19 protein-coding genes and 2 pseudogenes are annotated in these 18,949 nt (G+C 56.5%); 6 read left to right on the top strand and 15 right to left on the bottom strand.

Going from position 1 to position 18,949, the window contains the following annotated elements; all coding sequences use genetic code 11:
• Positions 1–47 precede the first annotated feature (47 nt).
• The 3 genes and pseudogenes from glgB to J2S70_RS06765 form a co-directional block, all read left to right on the top strand.
• A complete protein-coding gene (gene glgB, locus J2S70_RS06775) occupies positions 48–2,261 on the top strand; it encodes a 1,4-alpha-glucan branching protein GlgB (RefSeq protein WP_307682973.1) in 2,214 nt (737 codons plus the stop codon).
• A 598-nt stretch (positions 2,262–2,859) separates the two neighbouring features.
• On the top strand, positions 2,860–3,120 hold the full coding sequence (locus J2S70_RS06770) for a methylenetetrahydrofolate reductase (protein ID WP_407702635.1): 261 nt from the start codon (positions 2,860–2,862) through the stop codon (positions 3,118–3,120).
• A pseudogene (locus J2S70_RS06765) lies at positions 3,121–3,470 on the top strand (5-methyltetrahydropteroyltriglutamate--homocysteine S-methyltransferase); the annotation flags it as partial.
• 697 nt (positions 3,471–4,167) lie between these two features.
• On the opposite strand, the pseudogene J2S70_RS06760 reads toward J2S70_RS06765, so the two are convergent.
• Positions 4,168–5,073, bottom strand: a pseudogene (locus J2S70_RS06760) (sugar ABC transporter permease).
• Between the two features lie 76 nt (positions 5,074–5,149).
• On the opposite strand from J2S70_RS06760, the gene J2S70_RS06755 reads away from it, so the two are divergent.
• Together J2S70_RS06755 and J2S70_RS06750 are read left to right on the top strand one after the other, a co-directional pair.
• Positions 5,150–5,329: an alpha-amylase family glycosyl hydrolase gene (locus J2S70_RS06755; protein ID WP_307682972.1), complete on the top strand. Its 180-nt coding sequence runs from the start codon at positions 5,150–5,152 to the stop codon at positions 5,327–5,329.
• Entirely contained in the window at positions 5,330–6,595 is a 1,266-nt protein-coding gene (locus tag J2S70_RS06750; protein ID WP_307682971.1) for an alpha-amylase family glycosyl hydrolase, read from the top strand.
• Here the strand turns inward: J2S70_RS06750 and J2S70_RS06745 are convergent.
• The 3 genes from J2S70_RS06745 to J2S70_RS06735 are packed head-to-tail and all read right to left on the bottom strand — an operon-like array spanning position 6,592 to position 9,578.
• The gene (locus J2S70_RS06745) at positions 6,592–7,530 is read right to left on the bottom strand and encodes a tetratricopeptide repeat protein (protein ID WP_307682970.1); all 939 of its coding nucleotides are present in this window, start codon (positions 7,528–7,530) and stop codon (positions 6,592–6,594) included. The genes J2S70_RS06750 and J2S70_RS06745 overlap by 4 nt on opposite strands.
• A gap of 19 nt (positions 7,531–7,549) precedes the next feature.
• The gene (locus J2S70_RS06740) at positions 7,550–8,560 is read right to left on the bottom strand and encodes a hypothetical protein (RefSeq protein WP_307682969.1); all 1,011 of its coding nucleotides are present in this window, start codon (positions 8,558–8,560) and stop codon (positions 7,550–7,552) included.
• Positions 8,553–9,578 carry a hypothetical protein gene (locus J2S70_RS06735; RefSeq protein WP_307682968.1) on the bottom strand — a complete coding sequence of 342 codons (1,026 nt, stop codon included), beginning with the start codon at positions 9,576–9,578 and terminating at the stop codon, positions 8,553–8,555. The genes J2S70_RS06740 and J2S70_RS06735 overlap by 8 nt, the downstream gene beginning before the upstream one ends.
• A 133-nt stretch (positions 9,579–9,711) precedes the next feature.
• Between J2S70_RS06735 and J2S70_RS06730 the strand changes: the two genes are divergently transcribed.
• Positions 9,712–10,791 (top strand): DivIVA domain-containing protein, encoded by a 1,080-nt coding sequence (locus tag J2S70_RS06730; RefSeq protein ID WP_307682967.1) that lies wholly within the window; start codon positions 9,712–9,714, stop codon positions 10,789–10,791.
• A gap of 3 nt (positions 10,792–10,794) precedes the next feature.
• Here J2S70_RS06730 and J2S70_RS06725 read toward each other — a convergent pair whose 3' ends face one another.
• From J2S70_RS06725 to atpE, 11 genes are all read right to left on the bottom strand, one after another.
• Complete coding sequence (locus tag J2S70_RS06725; RefSeq protein ID WP_307682966.1) at positions 10,795–11,589, bottom strand: alpha/beta fold hydrolase; 795 nt, start codon at positions 11,587–11,589, stop codon at positions 10,795–10,797.
• Entirely contained in the window at positions 11,586–11,813 is a 228-nt protein-coding gene (locus tag J2S70_RS06720) for a hypothetical protein (RefSeq protein ID WP_307682965.1), read from the bottom strand. Before J2S70_RS06720 ends, J2S70_RS06725 begins: the two co-directional genes overlap by 4 nt.
• 102 nt (positions 11,814–11,915) lie before the next feature.
• Positions 11,916–12,608 carry an endonuclease NucS gene (nucS, locus tag J2S70_RS06715; protein ID WP_307682964.1) on the bottom strand — a complete coding sequence of 231 codons (693 nt, stop codon included), beginning with the start codon at positions 12,606–12,608 and terminating at the stop codon, positions 11,916–11,918.
• 41 nt (positions 12,609–12,649) lie between these two features.
• A complete protein-coding gene (locus J2S70_RS08895; RefSeq protein ID WP_407702663.1) occupies positions 12,650–13,012 on the bottom strand; it encodes a DUF2550 family protein in 363 nt (120 codons plus the stop codon).
• Positions 13,013–13,053: 41 nt separating this feature from the next.
• Complete coding sequence (locus tag J2S70_RS06710; RefSeq protein ID WP_307682963.1) at positions 13,054–13,347, bottom strand: F0F1 ATP synthase subunit epsilon; 294 nt, start codon at positions 13,345–13,347, stop codon at positions 13,054–13,056.
• Positions 13,344–14,798, bottom strand: coding sequence for a F0F1 ATP synthase subunit beta (gene atpD / locus J2S70_RS06705; RefSeq protein WP_307682962.1), 1,455 nt, complete (start codon positions 14,796–14,798; stop codon positions 13,344–13,346). The genes J2S70_RS06710 and atpD overlap by 4 nt, the downstream gene beginning before the upstream one ends.
• 18 nt (positions 14,799–14,816) lie before the next feature.
• Positions 14,817–15,701 carry a F0F1 ATP synthase subunit gamma gene (locus tag J2S70_RS06700; protein WP_307682961.1) on the bottom strand — a complete coding sequence of 295 codons (885 nt, stop codon included), beginning with the start codon at positions 15,699–15,701 and terminating at the stop codon, positions 14,817–14,819.
• A gap of 2 nt (positions 15,702–15,703) precedes the next feature.
• A complete protein-coding gene (atpA, locus tag J2S70_RS06695) occupies positions 15,704–17,326 on the bottom strand; it encodes a F0F1 ATP synthase subunit alpha (protein ID WP_307682960.1) in 1,623 nt (540 codons plus the stop codon).
• Between the two features lie 36 nt (positions 17,327–17,362).
• Positions 17,363–18,172, bottom strand: coding sequence for a F0F1 ATP synthase subunit delta (locus tag J2S70_RS06690; protein WP_307682959.1), 810 nt, complete (start codon positions 18,170–18,172; stop codon positions 17,363–17,365).
• Positions 18,173–18,733: a F0F1 ATP synthase subunit B gene (gene atpF, locus J2S70_RS06685; protein WP_307682958.1), complete on the bottom strand. Its 561-nt coding sequence runs from the start codon at positions 18,731–18,733 to the stop codon at positions 18,173–18,175.
• A gap of 2 nt (positions 18,734–18,735) precedes the next feature.
• Positions 18,736–18,945 carry an ATP synthase F0 subunit C gene (atpE, locus tag J2S70_RS06680; protein ID WP_307682957.1) on the bottom strand — a complete coding sequence of 70 codons (210 nt, stop codon included), beginning with the start codon at positions 18,943–18,945 and terminating at the stop codon, positions 18,736–18,738.
• Positions 18,946–18,949: the final 4 nt, after the last annotated feature.

Here is an 18,949-nt window from a genome sequence, read left to right as displayed (position 1 = left end):
AGAATGGGATCAACTATTGTCGGCGCTCATCGAGAAGGAAGTGTGATATGACCGCACAGCCTGTACCACTGCCAGTAAATCAAGAAGTCCTTGATGCCGTCTCCAAAGGCGAACATCACTCACCCCATGATGTGCTTGGCCCGCATAGCAATGGTGAATGCGTGACTATTCGGGTGAGCCGCCAGCTTGCCGACTCGGTAACGATCGTGACCCCCGATGGGGAACATCCGGCCGAGCATGAATGGAACGGTATCTGGGTGGCAACGTTGGACGGCGGGGAGCTTCCGACCTACCAAGTCCGGGCCACGTACGGCGATTTTGAGGCGACGACGGAGGACGGCTACCGTTTCCTGCCGACGATTGGCGAAGTGGATCGCTATCTATTTTCTGAGGGACGCCACGAGGAGCTGTGGAAGGTACTGGGTGCCCATTTGCGCGAATATGACACGCCGATGGGCATGGTGCGCGGTGCGAGCTTTTCCGTGTGGGCACCAAATGCGCGAGCGGTTCGAGTGATCGGTGATTTTAATTCGTGGAATGGGCTCGCTTCCTCCATGCGTACGATGGGAACGAGCGGCATTTGGGAAGTGTTCATTCCCGGGGCAGAAGATGGCCATCGCTACAAGTTTGAGCTTCAATATGCCGACGGTTCGTGGCACCAAAAGGCTGATCCGATGGCACGGCGAACCGAGGTCCCGCCATCGACTGCCTCGATTATCACCCAGTCGCATTTCGAATGGGATGACTCGGAGTGGATGGAGCGCCGTGCCCAGACCGATCCGCACAAGGGCCCGGTCTCGGTGTACGAGGTTCACCTTGGCTCATGGCGCCAGGGGCTGAGCTATCGCGAGGCAGCCGAACAACTCATCGGGCACGTGAAGTATTTGGGCTTTACCCACGTGGAATTCATGCCGCTCGCGGAGCATCCATTTGGCCCCTCTTGGGGATATCAGGTCACCTCCTATTACGCACCCACCGCTCGCTTTGGCCACCCTGATGATCTGAAATATCTCATTAGCGAGCTCCACAAGGCCGGCATCGGTGTGATCATGGACTGGGTGCCCGCCCACTTCCCTAAAGACGAATGGGCGCTCGCCAAGTTCGATGGCACCGCGCTCTACGAAGATCCCAATCCCTTGCGCGGAGAGCAGCCGGATTGGGGGACCTACGTGTTTAACTTCGGGCGAAGGGAAGTGCGTAACTTCCTCGTTGCGAACGCCCTGTACTGGATGGAAGAGTTCCACGTGGATGGCATACGCGTCGACGCCGTCGCCTCCATGCTCTACCTCGACTACTCGCGTCAAGAGGGCCAGTGGCAGCCGAACATATACGGTGGCCGTGAGAATCTCGAGGCGATCTCCTTTATTCAGGAGGCCAACGCGACTGTCTACCGGAACCACCCGGGCATCATGATGATCGCCGAGGAGTCGACGTCGTGGGGTGGCGTAACAGCCATGACGGATCAGGGTGGCCTCGGCTACGGCCTGAAGTGGAACATGGGCTGGATGAACGACACCCTGCACTACATGCAGGAAAAGCCCGTGAACCGAAAGTGGCATCACGGCGAACTCACGTTCTCGCTCGTCTACGCGTTCTCTGAGCAATTCCTTCTACCGCTCTCACACGACGAGGTTGTTCACGGCAAGGGCTCGCTATATTCGAAGATGCCCGGCGATCATTGGCAAAAGCTTGCGGGCGTGCGCCTGCTCTACGCCTACCAGTGGTCACATCCTGGCAAACAACTTCTGTTTATGGGCCAAGAGTTTGCCCAGATCGACGAATGGAATTCAGGCCGCAGCCTCGACTGGTGGCTCACTGACAACCCCGGCCATGATGGCGTGATGAGCTGCGTCAAGCGCCTGAACGAGATCTACCGCGAACACCCGGCACTGTGGTCGGATGACCATTCCAACAATGGTTTTGAATGGCTTGAGGTCAACGACTCGGATCATAACGTGCTCGCCTACCTACGCAAGTCTGCCGATGGTGAGGATACGATCGCGGCGATCTGCAATTTCGCGGGCGTGCCGCATAACGACTACCGGGTTGGTCTGCCGCACGGTGGGGTGTGGGAAGAGATTCTCAACACTGACGCGGTGGAATACGGCGGATCCGGGGTGGGCAACCTCGGGGCTGTTGAAGCTGAAGAGATTGAATGGGCGGGCCGCTCACATTCTGCGGTGCTCCAGTTGCCGCCCTACGGCGTCGTCTATCTAACGCCGGCAGCGCCAGCCGAAGCGGAAACAGAGGCCGGAGAATAACGCACGACTACTAGTGGAAAGCCGGTTGGAGCACGAGTCAGCTGTTCCAACCGGCCTCTAGCGGTCTGGTCCGATAGTGCACGCGGGGATTTATCTCGCCGCCGGGGGCCGGTAAGCCACGGAAAACCCGAAAAACAGTGGCTTACGGATCCCCGCGCGACTTACCGACCTCCTTACGCCAAAAGGATCTCCGGAAGGAGAGGTTGACCCAGCCCCAACCGGACATCCAGCAGATGAGACGTTTTGTTGCGCAATTTGGTCTCCGGCACGACATTCTATATGTTAGCCACATGATCGCTTACGTGTATGCCAACGCCCAGTCCGCACAGACTGCCCGCGTTGCACGAATGTGCGTGTGCTAGGTTCCTTCGCACGCCGGGCGCGTAGGCCCCAACAGCACCACTTACCATCGCTTCTCGCCTATCGAGATCGATTAAGCCCGCATCATTGAACGCAATCAAGGATGACTATGGCTACCAATTCATTTTAGAACGACGACGTCGGCACACTTACCGATGCCTCCCCGCGGGCTTTTGGCTGGCTACCCGATGCGAACTCAATCCAACTGCCCACCCATATCACAACATCATTTGAGGTGATGTCACCGCGCAACCCTCAAGCGGCGCCAAAATTTTGGAGCACCGTCAAAAAGCTCGTTGACAGCCGCCCGAATTTCATATTGGTGACCTACGGGGCAGCCGGGCAAGATCGCCGTGGCGCTCGAGCAGTGACTGAAATTCTCGCCCGCCACGTACCCACTCCCCCTCTGGCACATCTGACGTGCGTAGGCACGTCCATCGAGGAGATCACCCAGATCGTCACCGACTACCTCGATTCGGGCGTGCGCGATGAAACCTAGATCCACACGCACCTGTGCTATTCGGAGTTCAACCAGATCATCGATGCGATTGCTGGGCTTGACGCCGATGTGACGTCCGTGGAGGCTGCCCGTTGCCGGATGGAACTGCTCGAATCGGTCTCTGGCGTGTTCTCGAATGACATTGGCCCGGGCGTGTGGGACATTCATTCTCCGCGTGTTCCGCCCACCGAGGAGCTTGAGGAGCTCATCTTGGCGGCGTTGAAGAACGTGCCGGCACAGCAGCTGTGGTTAATCCGGACTGCGGTTTGAAGACCCGCGGATACGCTGAAACAGAGCAGACCCTGCGAAACTTGGTTGAGGCGGCGACGACGGTGCGCGCCCAGCTCTAGGCTCGGCTTTCGAATCACCACAGCAAACGGTTATCTTTCGCTCACAAGGGACACGGAAAACCTGCCCGGAATAAGTGAATGGTAACCGGTTTACTACGTGTGGACGTGTTCAAACAGCGAGAGGGTAAATAGATCGACTACGGGTCTAATAAGCGGATTTTTCGTTGATATGGCACGGAAACATTGGGGTCATTGTGGTCGGAGGGTTGAACGTCGGATCATTTTCACAAGCCTCTGCTGCTTGTATCGGTAAATGAGAGACATGGCCCACCGTCTACATCAAGAGGTGCACAAAACTGCTGAATTTGAGCGCTCAGATCGGCGCTCGCGCCGAAAAACGGCTTTTTTCGAGTACAAATGCGCGCCCCTTGACGTAGCCCATTATTTCATAGCTCATCAGGTGCTATCACTTCCCGTGTGTACTTGCTTCCTCCCCTCCCGCACACGCTTGCTTGATGCTGCCACTTCTCCGGCCAGACTGCTGGTCACCGCACCTTTTTCCGGCGCAACTTAGATCGTTCGCGCGACACATAAGTTGCGAAATATGGTGCCGCCGGAAGCAACCAAGCGTCGCCGGAGAGAAGTGATGACTCGTGTGGGGATCCGTAAGCCACTGTTTTTCGGGTTTCCGTGGCTTACCGACCTCCCCGGCGAGCTAGACCCGAGCGGCGCGTGGGCGTGTGCAAGCTGCGAGAGACTAGCCTTTGACGGCACCTCCGGTCAGTCCAGAAACGATGCACTTTTGCAAGAAAAGGAACAGGAGCAAAATTGGTAGCGCGGCAATCACAGAGCCTGCCGCAAACGAATCCCACTGCTTATCATTTCCGCCGACCCATAAGTTCATCCCCACGGCAAGCGTCCAATTGTCTTGGCTGGTCAAGATCGTCCGAGCAAGAATGAAATCGTTAAACGCCGAAATAAAGGACAGCAATCCAACAACCGCCAAAATCGGAATAACCAGTGGCATGATGATTCTCCAATAGACTTGGGCATGACTCGCGCCGTCAATCTTCGCAGCTTCGTCCAGCTCTACCGGCACGGAGTTGAAAAATCCGTACATGAGGAAGGTATTCGCACCGAGCGCGCCTCCCCAGTAGACGCAGATCAATGCGATCTTCGAGTCAATTCCCAGCCATGGGATGACATCGCCGAGGGTGGTGAGCAAGAGGAAGATCGCAACGAAGGTCAACAGCTGCGGGAACATCTGAATGACCATCAACGACATGAGCGTGACCTTGCGGCCCTAGAAACGATACCGAGAAAAAGCATATGCCGCCGCCGCTCCCATAAGGACAGTGCCAACTGCGGTTGCAACTCCAATGATCAGGGTGTTCTTCAAGCACGTCCAAAACATCGTGCCATTTAGCTCGCTAAAGTTCTGGGTTGATACCTCAGCAAACATCTCGTTCACGCCGGTCAGGGTTGTCGAAATAGATGGATTGAGAGCCGCCGAAAGAATGTAGAGAATCGGGAACGCGGCATAGGCTGCTGCCAAGATCGCAACAACATGCCTAAAGCCGAGCTCGCGGAACCACCTGCTAAAAGGTATTTTGTTCGCACGCACGTCTAACTGACCAGAACTAACCTCGTGAACCTGCGTCATGATCCCAACCCTTCAAAGGCATTCGACTTTCTAAACGAGTACAGTGACACGCTTCCCACAATCACGAAAATCACCAGTGACATGGCCGCCGCCAGACCGTAATTCGGCAAGGCTTCGCATCATCGTCGATCTGGTGCCAAACCACACGTCCGACCAACATCATTGGTTTCTGGAAGCGCTCACCGATCCGAACTCACCCCTGCGGGACTATTACTGGTTTCGGGATGGCGACGGCGAAGCACCACCTAACGACTAGGTGTCCGTCTTTGGTGGTGCAGCGTGGACGCGCGTTTGCGATCGCTCAGATGCCCCTGGATCGCCGTGGGAAAACGATAAGCAGTGGTATTTGCATCTGTTCGACTCCTCGCAGCCGGATCTGAACTGGGAGCACCCGGAAGTACGTAAGGAGTTTCGAGATATTCTGCGTTTCTGGCTTGACCTAGGCGTGGACGGCTTCCGTGTTGACGTCGCACATGGCATGGCGAAGGACCCAGCGCTGCCCGACTGGCAATTCCACTATGACATGGTTTCGGGAGCGGCTGAGCTGTCCAAGGCTATCCCGCCTCCCCCACAGTGGAATCGCCCAGAAGTTCACGATATTTACCGCGAATGGCACGATGTTCTGGCGGAATATGGCGCTGACAGGGCCCTCGTTGCCGAAGCTTGGGTGGATGATCTGAACGATCTAGCGACGTACGTTCGCTCCGACGAAATGCATCAAGCGTTTAATTTTGATTTCCTGACTGCGCCGTGGGGTGTGGAATCATATCGCGAAACCATCCGAGATTCTTTGGCCGCAATGGATTTCGTAGGTGCACCTACCACCTGGGTCCTATCCAATCACGACGTCGTTCGCGCTGTCTCGCGTTTTGGTCTGAGTAAAACAGGCAAGGGGCCAAATGGAATCCGAAAAGATGACGAGCAGCCGGATGTTGAACTTGGCTTCAATCGAGCAATCGCTGCTCATGTGCTCCAAACTGGTTTGCCTGGCTCGTCATATATCTATCAGGGCGAAGAACTCGGCCTACCTGAGCACATGGAGTTGCCAGAAGCACTAAGAGAAGATCCTGCATTCTTTCGAACAAACGGAAAGGAAGCGGGCCGCGACGGCTGCCGCATACCGATGCCTTGGTGCCACAATGAGCCAGGCTATGGCTTTTCGCCGACTGGCGAGGTGTGGCTGCCGCAACCTGAAACTTTCCACACTCTAGCAGCCGATTATCAGCGGGCTAACCCCGATTCAACGCTCAATCTTTTCCGCAGATTGTTTGCACTTCGTAAGGAACTACAGATGGCACGGGCAGCGCTCTACGATGCCGAGGAAAATGCAGACCACCTGCATTACATCTCACGACTTAGCTCACGTGCCGACGTGCACATCATCTGCACATTTGATTTGCCGGTCCAGCTGCCCAAGAACATTAAGGTCATTGTTCAATCGCGAGAATTCGCCGAGGCGGATGGAACACTTGTTGTCCCACCCAATGCCGCACTGTGGTATATGTGCGAAGAGTCTGACTAAAACAGAGCGTTTGTTAGTGCTTTGCGCGCGGCGACAACGGTCTCGTGGCTTGGCCCAAGGATGTCAAAATATGCAAGCAGACGCTTTCGAGCGGCTTCCCGGTCATCGCCTGTGGTGGCACGAATGACGTCAAGGAGCCTTGCGAATGCGGCGTCGGGGCGCTGGTGCGAGAACTCGATATCTGCCGCCTGAAGATGGATCTGGACGTCCGATGCTTGCGCATCCTGCGCGCGAGTTAAGACCATCTGCGCGTCTTCATCCAGTGCTGAAATGCGCTGCAGGAGTTCGACCTGGTGGAGTGCGGTCTGAGCATCACCGTCGCCTGGATTTTGTGCCAACGCATCGGTATAAGCGGTGTGCGCCGCGTCCAGATCTCCCCGTTCGAGGGCTTCCAAGCCAGCCTTGTGCAGTGGCGGAATTTCCGGCTCAGCGGGGACCTCACCGCCGTCGAGCACGCCGGTGAGCCCGTATTGCTCGCCGGCTAAAATAATCTTGTCAACCGTCTCTGCCAGCTGAGCCTCGTCGGGCAGCCCCTGAAAAAGTGGCACGGGCTGGCCCTGGAGCAGTGCCACGGCCGCGGGCACGGCCTGCGTTCCAAAAGCTTGAGCAACGTCCGGGCTTTCATCCGTGTTGACCGTAGCAAGCTGGAAACGGCCACCCTTGCTGAGTGCTAACCGTTTCAACGAGTCTAGGAGTTTTGCCGAGTTTTCCGAATGCGCGGAATGGAAGGCCACGACTACCGGCAGTTTGCTCGAAACTTCAACCACGGTTTGGAGGTTGTGCGCAGTCAGTTCGACGACGTAGGGGCCGGCTACGCTCTGACCCCCGGCACCTGGGGTGGCTTGCCCCGGATCCCCACCGGGAACTCCTTGCGCGCTATCGTTCTTTTGGAACGCCGATAGGTCGTAGGCGCCCAATGATCCGTTAATTGACATGTCTCCTCCTCGGGCCGGCTTAATCAGCCACCACATTCTCCACACTAATCAGAGTCGGCTGAGAAGCGCCAATCACCTCAACTACCGGTTCAGCCCCTGCTGGTGGAACATAAAATGCGACGGTAGCTGCATAGTTAGCGATTCCTTGATCGCCTATCTCGAGCATCGCATTATCGCCACTCTGCTCGTACATCGCGCCGATTTCCCCGCCGATTCGCAAGGTTGCATTAGCGTTAGTTTTGGTGATCTTGACTTGATATATCATCTCACCCACGACCACCAAACCCTCAGATTCTGTGGCAACACCACGCAGACCTCCATCACCCACGCTGAAATTTGTTGCTGCCGTTCCAAGCTCACCAAGAGATTCAACGAAGGCATCTTGCTGCGCCGCAATCTGCGTATACAGCGGATCGTGCGCAGAAAAAACAATGTCCTGTTGCTCGCGCGTCCCGTTGTAGAGAGCGTACTGTTTTAGCACCTCGGTCGGATCAACCGCGTAATCTGCCGGATCCAATTCGGGAAACCCTGCCGTGTCACTCAGCGCGGAAACGATATCTGGCAGGTTAGCCGTGCCGTAAAGCTCGATATCGGCCCAAAGGTGGTAATTGCTTCGGGGGCCATTTTGACTCCACACCGATAGTGTCGTGAGATTCCTACCGTCGCGCGGTGGCACCGTGGTCATCATCGTTCGCGGATATGCCGTGCCGGACACAACCGGTGAGCCTTCCGGGGAAATAAGCATTGGGTCTAGATCGTAACTGTCACCAAGATAGCTTTTGAGCTGCAGCTGCGCCGTGCGATAGTTGCGCGCGGGGCCGCTCACCCTGCTCGTCAGGTCGCCTGAGTCAAGACTTTCATTCGCAGCAGCGATTCCGTCTGCGGTCTCCTGCGCGATCTGTTCGTATTTTTCGTCCGTCACGATCGGATGCGGATTGTTTCCCGACGTCGGTTGCGGTAGTTCATCAGTGGTAGAGCACGAACTAAGAACAAAAGCGGCGCTCAGAGCGCACAGCATCAATTTACGCATCTTCGTCCTCCTCCTTCGTCCATGGAGTTCCCCACGAGAAATTCCATAGTGCACGCCATTCTTTGTCATCAACGCCCTTGTCTGTCGCCACCTCATCCTTAGAGCTCTCAGCGGGTCCAGCTTCTTGCACTTCCGGTTCTTCTTCGGCCGCCACCTGTTCGTCTAGCTCGGAGTCCTCTTCGATTGCCGGTAGAACAATTCGATCGGAATCTTGCAAGGCTCGGTCCCGCAACGACTCGTTAACGCCGGGCATAATTCCCGCACCCAAAGCGCCACCGGTCGTCCGTTTGGCTTCATCACGCGAGCGTTCGATCTTTTGCATGACAGTCGTCTGAGCTTCCTGCCGCTCCCGGCGCTCGTGCCTCTTCGCGGCGATCTTGCGATTGAGAGAGGTTTCTTGACGTGAACCTATCCAGAGCAGTAAGCCAATGAGGGCTATAAGCAGGCCAATGACGACGATCTGCCGCGCGTTGGCACCCGGTAACGAATGCTCCCACGCCAGCGTCATATCGGGCGCCTTGCCCGTCGTGGTGGAAACGATAAGCGAAAGTTGAATCGACTGGTCCGGCTCCAAAGGTAGTTCAACACTCTGCTCCCCTGTACCAGATTCGAACCAAAGATCCATGTGTTCGATTCCCCAGGATTCCTGCGCAGCCGCCTCGGCAATCGGTTCGATTCCTTCAGGTGTGCCCGGAAGCTCCTCGTACGCTGGCGTCTGCCAGTCTGACAGGCCGGTCACTTTGATAGCCGCAGATTCACCGATAAAATCTTCCACGTCTTGAGTCGCGCCAAGCCCCCAGTGAATTTTCCCTTCGGGGGCACTCAACGTAACGTCGACGGTGTCGTCTACAAGATGGAGCACGCCGGGGGCCGTGTACATCATCTGCGCCTGACCACCTGGGATTGTTACCTCGACGACCGTCGTGTCCTCCGCCGTCGCGCCGCGAACGATGCCGAAAACGGCGCAGGCAATGCCAATCGCGCCCAGCAGCAACCCAGCAATACGTTTCATACTCACGTCTTTCTTCCACATTCGCATCGCATACAATTGTGTAACACTATCGGGTTTTGGTAATAAGATCATCGTAGCGTGAGCGATTCGACCTCACGAAGCGCTACGCTGTAGGAATACAGGCCATCAAGGAGAAGAAGTGAGCGATCAACAGTTTTCCATTGTCATGCGAGGATACGACCGCGCACAAGTCGACGAACGTGTGGCCCAGTTGGAATCCAATCTGTCACAAACTCGCAGTCACATCTCGAAGCTCGACGAACAAATTTTGGAGTTATCCGCCGAGTTAGCGGAAGCGCAAGGAGCTTTGAATGAACACGAGCGCCCCTCCTATTCAGGTCTTGGCGAAAGGGTGGAACGGCTACTGCGTTCGACCGAAGAACAGGCTCTCGATCTCATGACGAGGGCTCGCAAAGACGCCTCAAAACTCGTGTCCGACGCTCAGTACAAAGCCGACCAGCTCAGATTGTCCGCAGAATTCGACAGCCAAAAGACTCTCGAAAAAGCCGAACAGGAGGCACTGACCATCCGCTCAGAAGCAAAGTCCGAAGCAGAAGTCTTATCAGAGACGACTAGGCGTACCTCCGAAGAGATGGTTTCCTCGGCTGAACGTGAAGCCAAACGCCTCCGTTCAATGGCCGAATCAGAATCCACATCCATGCGCTCACAGGCCGAACACGAAGTCGCTGAACTGCGCGCCACGGTTGAAGCGGAGATGACACGCCTGCGTACACGCGTTCAGGAAGAAGTCGAGCGGATGCGCACCGAAGCCGAAAACGAGATCGTTACAAAATCTGAAGAATCGGCTCGGATTCTTAGCGAACGCGACGCCGAACTACGTGCCCGCGCGGAGGAGATGATGAACAGCGCCGAAGCTGAAGCCCAAGATGCCGAAGCGCGCGTCGTTGAAGCCACAAAACGTGCCGACGAGCTTTCACATTCAACTCGGCAGGACGCCGAGTCCATCGTCCGATCTGCTCGCGAAGAAGCCGCCGAGATAATTGCGCAGGCTCGAGATGAAGCCACTCGCGTTCGCAACGAGGCCAATAGCGAGGCTCAAGCCACGCGTTCAGCTGCCGACGATCACGTAGAATCACTGCGCGAGCAGCGCGAAACCCTCGAGTCGTATCTTGCTGATATGCGCGCGATTCTTACCTCGTCCAATCATTCCATCGTGATCGATGAGATTGTGGAACCTCAAAGCCAAGCAGACGAATAGACCTCAGCGCCCGGAGTTCTCCCAGCGCGTCACATCCGCGTAAAAGTCACCTAGAATCTTGGCGAGTTCAACGGGTTTCTCATCGGCCGCAAAGTGCCCAACGCCGTCGATCTCCCTGATCCGCGGTTGATCGGTCTGCAGTGCGAGTTCCATATAGGATTCCAGCGAAGCTGTCGGATCTTCCGTACCTCGAATAAAGTACACCGGCCCCTTGACCAGTGATACCGCATTGGAACGATCTTCGCGGTTGGCCATCGCACGCTGAATCCACGCGAGCCCTTCGTTAGGTAATGCCCTAAAACGCCCATCCAAAGAGTCGCGCACCTCCTCAGTGGCATGGCTACCGACCATGGTGGTTGTCCAATCTTTCACCGTCTCATAACCTTCGCCCCGGTCAGCCTTCTCGGCCACTGACCGTCGAAAAGCCTTGCGGTCCTCATCGTCAGAACCGATATTTGTATCCATCAGGGCGAGCCCGGCAACCATCTGCGGGTAGGCATAAGTGAAGTCGGCGGCCACCGAACCACCCATAGATAGTCCGCCAAGGCCAATCCGTTCAATGCCTAGCTCATCCAACCGTTGTTTGATCGCATCTACGAACACCGCCGTGTTCGGTTCGTCGCCGCTAAGCGCTTGTCCGCTTGGAGAATCACCAAAACCAGGCGCGTCGAACGTCAGGATATCGATATCTGCAAGTTCGGCGCGCACGGGATCCCACATTGTTGAATCAAGCGGGAGCGCATGCAAAAGTACGAGAGGAAGCGTGGAGTCGGGGCCGGTTCTACGAAAAGCAATCATGGCCCAACGTTACCATCACCAACCCGTTGCTCGGCGCCCTCGGGCCCGCCAACAGCTGGTATGCCAATGCCTCCGAGCCTGTTGACCAGCTTCGGCGCCGAACCACGAGTCTTCGGTCCACGCAACAACGTGAGCTTCGCCCACGTAAATTCGTCCGTTACACGCGGGGCACACATATTCTTTCCGGCCGGCCCGCACATGGTGGACTTTGAATTCCATTCCATTATCGGCGATCTCATAGGTTGTGTAGTTCATGATTCGGCCAATATCAAGGGGCCTATACTCCCCCGAATGCTTACGGCCGTGAGAACGCCTACGCCGAGCCATCAGAACAGCCTATCCTCCGGGTTGTCCACGCCACGCATCGCATCATAATCGAGCACCACGCACTCGATTCCACGATCCTCCGCCAAAACGCGAGCCTGCGGGCGAATCTCTTGCGCGGCAAAAATTCCCCGAATCGGGCGCAGAGTTGAATCACGTTCGAGCAAGGTCAGGTAGCGAGTCAACTGTTCGACCCCGTCGATCTCACCGCGCCGTTTTACTTCCACCGCGATATGCCCAGATCCGTCCTTGACCAGCAAATCTACCGGTCCGATCGCGGTGGGGTGCTCACGCCGAATCAACTGGACGTCTTTACCTAAAATTTCCGGCTGTTCAGAGAGCAGTTTTTGCAGGTGATCCTCTACCCCGTCTTTGAGCAGTCCTGGCTCTTCGCCGAGATTCATGGTCATCTCATCGTGAATCTCATAAATGTAGATCACCAGCGCATCGTCCGTTTTATCATGTTCGACTCGCCACACTTGAGTAATTCCCGCAGCCCCTTCCTCTTGAGAAGGTTCCTCCACTCGCATTGCGCACGGCGGTGACATCCAATTGAGCGGCTTATACGACCCGCCGTCGGCATGGACAAGCACCGCTCCGTCAGCCTTAATCATCACGGCACGCACAGCTGGTTCGAGGTGGGCATCTAAACGGCCGGAATAGTCAACTGCACACGTGGCATAAACGATTCGCACAACTGTCCTTTCACTGGCTGCACAAGGCGCGAACCAGCATATCAGGCGATCGTGGGTTCAGCTTCCGGAGGTGCCGAATCGATCCACGAAAGCATCGCGGAAACCTCATCAGCGCTGGATGCAATATGCCACTTACCCTTCTCTGTGGCCAAGGTTGCTATCTGGACGCCCTCTCGCTCGGGCCGTAACTCAAATTGTATGCCGTCACGCCGAGCTCTCCTGCTGGGAGCCCACCGTAAGGACCGGGTCGGATACAAATCGAGTGTTTCATCACCCAAGACTGCAATGCTATTGACCCACCGCCCGTCCTCACCCCGAAAAGCGACTTGAATGGAGGCGGGAAGATTCAGCAATCGTCTAGCTCGAAGAAGGAAGCAGAAGCCGAGAAGGAGGCCGACAAGCAAAACGGCAGAAATGCCCCATGCGATCGCTTCCCCGACCAAGGCTATTCCTCCAAAGTATCGGCAAGCGGGGAGGGATCGTAGGCGCCCCGCTTCACATCATAATTTTCCACGACGACGATCACGTGATCGTCATCGACCGTCAAAAAGCCGTCACCGACCTCGACAGAATTTTTCTGCCCGTTTTCGGTAAACCGCACCTCGCCCTGTCGCACCACTGCCATCACCGGCGCACGGCCAGGCAAAATACCCATTTCGCCGTGGAATGCAGGAACGACGACGTCGGATACTTCCCCTTCGAAAAGGACCCCGCCCCGTGCAACAACTTCTAGTTTCATGACTCGGCCTGAATCTTATGCCAGGCACGCTCAATGTCTTCAATGCCGCCGATGTTGAAGAATGCCTGCTCTGGAATGTGGTCGTACTCGCCGTCCACGATCCGGCGGAATGCTTCTACCGTTTCGTCGATCGGAACCGTGGATCCCTCAACGCCAGTAAACTTCACTGCAGTATAGGTGTTTTGGGAGAGATACTGTTCGATACGCCGAGCGCGAGCGACGGTGACCCGATCTTCTTCCGAAAGCTCATCCACACCAAGAATTGAGATGATGTCCTGCAGTTCCTTGTTCTTTTGGAGGATCTGCTTCACCCGGGTGGCAACCTCGTAGTGGGCTTGCCCAACGTATTGCGGATCGAGGATTCGCGACGATGATGCAAGCGGATCAACCGCCGGGTACAGGCCGCGCGAAGCGATGTCACGGGAGAGTTCGGTCGTCGCATCCAAATGCGCGAAGGTGGTTGCCGGAGCCGGATCGGTGTAATCGTCAGCCGGCACGTAAATCGCTTGGAGAGAGGTAATCGAATGCCCGCGAGTGGAGGTGATACGTTCCTGAAGTGCGCCCATTTCGTCAGCCAAGGTGGGCTGATAACCCACGGCGGATGGCATGCGGCCCAACAGGGTCGATACCTCTGAACCGGCCTGGGTGAAGCGGAAAATATTGTCAATGAAGAGCAGGACGTCCTGGTTTTGCACGTCACGGAAGTATTCCGCCATCGTCAAACCCGAAAGCGCAATTCGCAAACGCACACCCGGCGGCTCATCCATCTGCCCGAACACGAGCGCCGTCTTATCGAGAACGCCGGCTTCTTCCATTTCGAAGATGAGATCGTTACCTTCACGGGTACGCTCGCCAACTCCCGCGAACACGGACACACCGCCGTGATCCTGTGCAACGCGCTGGATCATCTCCTGGATCAGAACCGTTTTTCCAACGCCTGCGCCACCGAACAGGCCAATCTTTCCGCCCTGCACGTACGGGGTGAGCAGATCGATAACCTTGATTCCGGTTTCGAACATGCGCGTTTCGGGTTCAAGCTGATCAAAGTTTGGTGCCTGACGGTGAATCGGCCAGCGCTCCTCCACGTCAAGGGTCTCGCCTTCTGCGAGGTTGAGTGGTTCTCCGACCACGTTGAAAACCTTGCCCAAAGTCACGTTGCCCACGGGCACGGAGATTGGTCCGCCGGTGTTGACGACGGTCGCGCCACGTACGAGTCCATCGGTCGGCTTCATCGCGATTGTTCGCACGATGTTTTCGCCGAGATGCTGGGCGACCTCGAGAGTCATCGTCATCGGTTCGCCGGCATCTTCACCGGTTGGCAGCGTGACCTCAGTTTCAAGCGCGAAATTGATCTCCGGGAGTGCATCCGGCGGGAACTCAACATCCACAACTGCGCCGACCACTTGAATAATGCGGCCGGTTGCCAGCTTCTGCGACGTCTCAACTGTCATTGTTATGTCCTTGTTCGGTTACTTTCCGAGGCTATCCGCACCGGAGATGATTTCGGTAATTTCTGTGGTAATTTCAGCCTGGCGCGCGTTATTCGCCAAGCGGGTGTAATCCTCGATGAGCTCTTGGGCATTCTCAGTAGCCGCATGCATGGCCTGTTGACGCGCGGCGAGCTCGGAGGCAGCGGCCAAGAGGAGGACGGAGTAGATTCGCTGATCGACATACATCGGCAAAAGCGCATCGAACAACTCTCGTGGCGTAGGTTCGAATTCGTAAATCGGCGCTTCATGGAGTTCAGAGGCGTCGTCAACGACGACAAGCGGCAGCATTCTGCGAACTTCAACCTTTTGCGTAATCATATTTTCGAAGCGGGTGTATACAAGATGGAGTTCGCTCACGCCACCGTCTTCAGGTTCGGCAAGAAATAGCCGTAAAAATTCCTTCGCAATCAGATGTGCTGTTTCACCCTTCGGATTATCCGATTCACCGGTCCAGCTCCCCGCAATTTCTACGCCCCGGAATCTGTAGTGCGATACGCCGCGACGCCCGAACACGTAAAGCACCGGTTCTTTACCTTGGGCTTCAAGCTCCTCGCGCAGCCTATCTGCCTCCCGTAGGACGGAGGCAGAATAAGCTCCCGCCATGCCGCGATCGGACGTGACGATCAGGAGGATCACCCGGTTGGTGTCCGTGCGCTCGTTCAAGAGCGGGTGCTCTTCGTCGGCATGTGCGGCGACGGTTGCAATCGAGGTGGTCAAAGCGCGCGTATACGGATCTTGGCCAAGCGCGCGTTCGCGCGCGCGACCAACGCGAGAAGCTGCGATGAGCTCCATCGCGGAGAAGACCTTCTCAAGCGTTTGGGTCGCTTTGATCTTCTGCTTGTAGATACGCTGTTCGCCAGCCACGACTAGCTCCTTGCCCTAACGAGTGTCTCCTGGGTCTGTTCGGCGGGTTCGACCTCATCGATCGGAAGATCCTGCGCCTCGTAGGCCGAGGTGAAGGACTCGAGGAACTTCTCAGTTGCTTCCTTTAGCGCCTGTTCGGTGTCTTCTTCGAGCTTTCCGGTCTGCGCGATGGTCGTCAAAATGTCGGTGTTGTGCTTGAGGTAGTCGATGTACCCGCGCTCAAATTTGGCGACGTCGGAGACCTCGATGGTATCGAGATAACCATTCGTTCCCGCCCATACAGACACGACCTGATCTTCAACAGGATAGGGCGTGTATTGGGGCTGCTTGAGCAGCTCCATGAGGCGCTCACCACGCGTGAGCTGGCGACGGGTGGTGGCATCCAGATCCGATGCGAACATCGCGAAGGCTGCCTGCGATCGATACTGTGCCAGCGTGATTTTCAACGTACCCGAAACTTTCTTCATCGCCTTGATCTGTGCATCGCCGCCCACACGTGAGACCGAGATGCCGACGTCGACGGCCGGGCGCTGATTCGCGTTGAAAAGATCCGACTGCAAGAAGATCTGGCCGTCGGTAATCGAAATGACGTTCGTGGGAATATAAGCGGAGACGTCGTTAGCTTTCGTTTCGATGATCGGCAGGCCGGTCATCGAACCGGCGCCGTACTCATCCGACAGCTTTGCGCAGCGCTCAAGGAGGCGGCTGTGCAGGTAGAACACGTCGCCCGGATATGCTTCACGACCCGGTGGGCGGCGAAGTAGCAGGGAGATGGAGCGATAGGCTTCGGCTTGTTTAGACAGGTCGTCGAAAATAATGAGTACGTGCTTACCCTGATACATCCAGTGCTGGCCGATGGCCGAACCCGTGTAGGGCGCTAGGTACTTAAAGCCTGCGGAGTCCGACGCCGGTGCGGCGACGATCGTGGTGTAGTCCATCGCGCCGTTGCGCTCGAGCGTTGCGCGGACGGCGGCAATGGTCGAACCTTTTTGTCCGACGGCCACGTAAATGCAACGCACCTGCTTGTTCGGATCTCCCGATTCCCAATTTTCTTTCTGGTTCAGCACGGCGTCGATAGCGAGGGCCGTCTTGCCGGTCTTGCGGTCGCCGATGATCAGCTGACGCTGACCGCGCCCGATCGGAATCATGGCGTCGATGGCCTTGATACCCGTTTGCAAAGGTTCGTGCACGGACTTGCGCATCATCACGCCGGGTGCCTGCAACTCCAACGCGCGGCGCCCTTCGAGGTCGCGAATATCGCCCAGTCCGTCGATGGGATTGCCTAGGGGATCGACGACGCGGCCGAGGTAGCCTTCACCCACGGGAACGGAAAGTACTTCACCCGTGCGGCGCACCTCCATGCCTTCTTGAATGTGCGAGAAATCGCCAAGAACAACCACGCCAATTTCGCGTTCTTCAAGGTTCATGGCAAGGCCCTGTGTGCCATCTTCGAACTGCAATAGCTCGTTTGCCATCGCGCCAGGCAGGCCATCAACTCGGGCAATACCGTCCGCGGTGAGGGTTACGTGGCCAACCTCCTCGTTAACCGCCTTCGCGGGTTCATACGAACTCACAAAGCTGTCCAGCGCAGCCCGGATTTCCTCCGGATTGATCAGTTCAGCCATTAATCTTCCTTCGCTCGATTGCGGCTTATGCCGCGGTTAATTCCTAAAAGCTTCTCGCACACCGGCAAGCCGGCTTGCGATTGTGCCGTCAATAACGTCATCTTTAATGTGAACGCGCAAGCCCCCAATAACCGCCGTGTCGATCGACACGTGAACTTGCACATCGGCATCGTATTTCGCGGACAGGATAGCGCCCAGGCGTTCTTCCTGCTCGCGTGTCAGCGGCAGCGCGCTCGTCACTGCCACGACCAGGTGTTGACCCATGTTTGCAGCCGCATCGATATAACGCCGCACGAGGGTTGCGATCGAGTGCTCCTCAGCTCCAACAGCCCTACGCAATAGCGCAATCGTATAGGGATTGGCTCCCGTAAAGACTTCGTTGACCAGGTCCATCCGCTTTTCTACCGGCTGAGTCACCGAATTAAAGGCTAGCCTCAGGTCACGTTCGTTTTTGAGGATTCGCTGCGAATGGTAGAGCTGCTCTTCAGTTTCACCGAGCAGGTCTTCACGCCGAGCACCATACAAAATCGCGTGGACACCCAGATCTTCCAAAGCCAACGCCAAGTCACCCATTTCAGACCAGGTGTCTCGCGCCATGCCCATGACCAGTTCGGTAATCTCGTCCGATACGCGACCGCCCAGGACCTTCTGTGCCAGTTGCGCACGCTCGTCGCCGCCGCGTGAGTCGTCTTCGAGCGCGTTAAGCAACGCGTGGGACTTCTTCAAAATGTCGACCACCGAGAAAATCTGGATTCCCAGACTCAACTCTTCTCTCGGCCGGTTGGCCAGAAGGCCATCCCACCGATCGATCGCACGTTGCAGGGCTGTGCGGCTACCAGAGCGCATTTAGGCCTCCGCCTCCTTGGCGTACTCGGGGGTCGAAGTGGCGAGATCGTCCAAGAAGCGATCAATGACGCGCTGGGCCAGCCCCTCATCTTGAAGTGCCTCGCCCACGATCCGCTCGGCCAACTCAGTGGCTAAAACTCCGACGTCGCCCTCAAGGCTACGCATTGCCGCCTGAGAATCGGCGCTAATGCGGTTTTGCGCTTTATCCAGAATGCTCGCGGCTTCCTTGTTGGCGCGATTTTGCGCTTCGGCGACGATCGCTTGAGCGTTTTCCTGCGCCAATTCACGAATGCCCGTAGCATCACGCTGAGCCTGCTGGATTTCTTCCTGAATTTGCACGCGCTGGTCAGCGATCTCTGCCCGCGCAACTTCAGCCGCCCTCAGGCCCTCATCAATCTTTTCGCCACGCTCATCGAGCATCGCCTTAAAAGACGGCCACGCATACTTGTACACGGCAACCGCGACGATGAGGAAGGCAACCGTGCCCCAAATCAGATCTGGGAGCGCGGGTAAGAGGAGGTGCCAATCAAATTGCCACCACGCGCCAGTCGTTTCAACCATTGTTATCCACCGAAGACGATGCCGGCACCAAAGCCAATCAGGCCAAGAGCCTCAGCAAAAGCCATCGCGATAAGCATGTTCACACGGAGAACTCCAGAGACCTCAGGCTGACGGGCTGTCGATTCCTGATTCTTGGCACCGATCCAACCGATGGCCAACGCGGGGCCAATGGTGGCGATACCGTAACCAATTGTTGCGATGTTTCCAGTCATGTGT

This window comes from Trueperella bonasi (genome assembly GCF_030811535.1).
GTDB classification, from domain to species: domain Bacteria; phylum Actinomycetota; class Actinomycetes; order Actinomycetales; family Actinomycetaceae; genus Trueperella; species Trueperella bonasi.
Note: the sequence above shows the minus strand (reverse complement) of the source record. Positions and strands in the feature narration are given on the sequence as shown.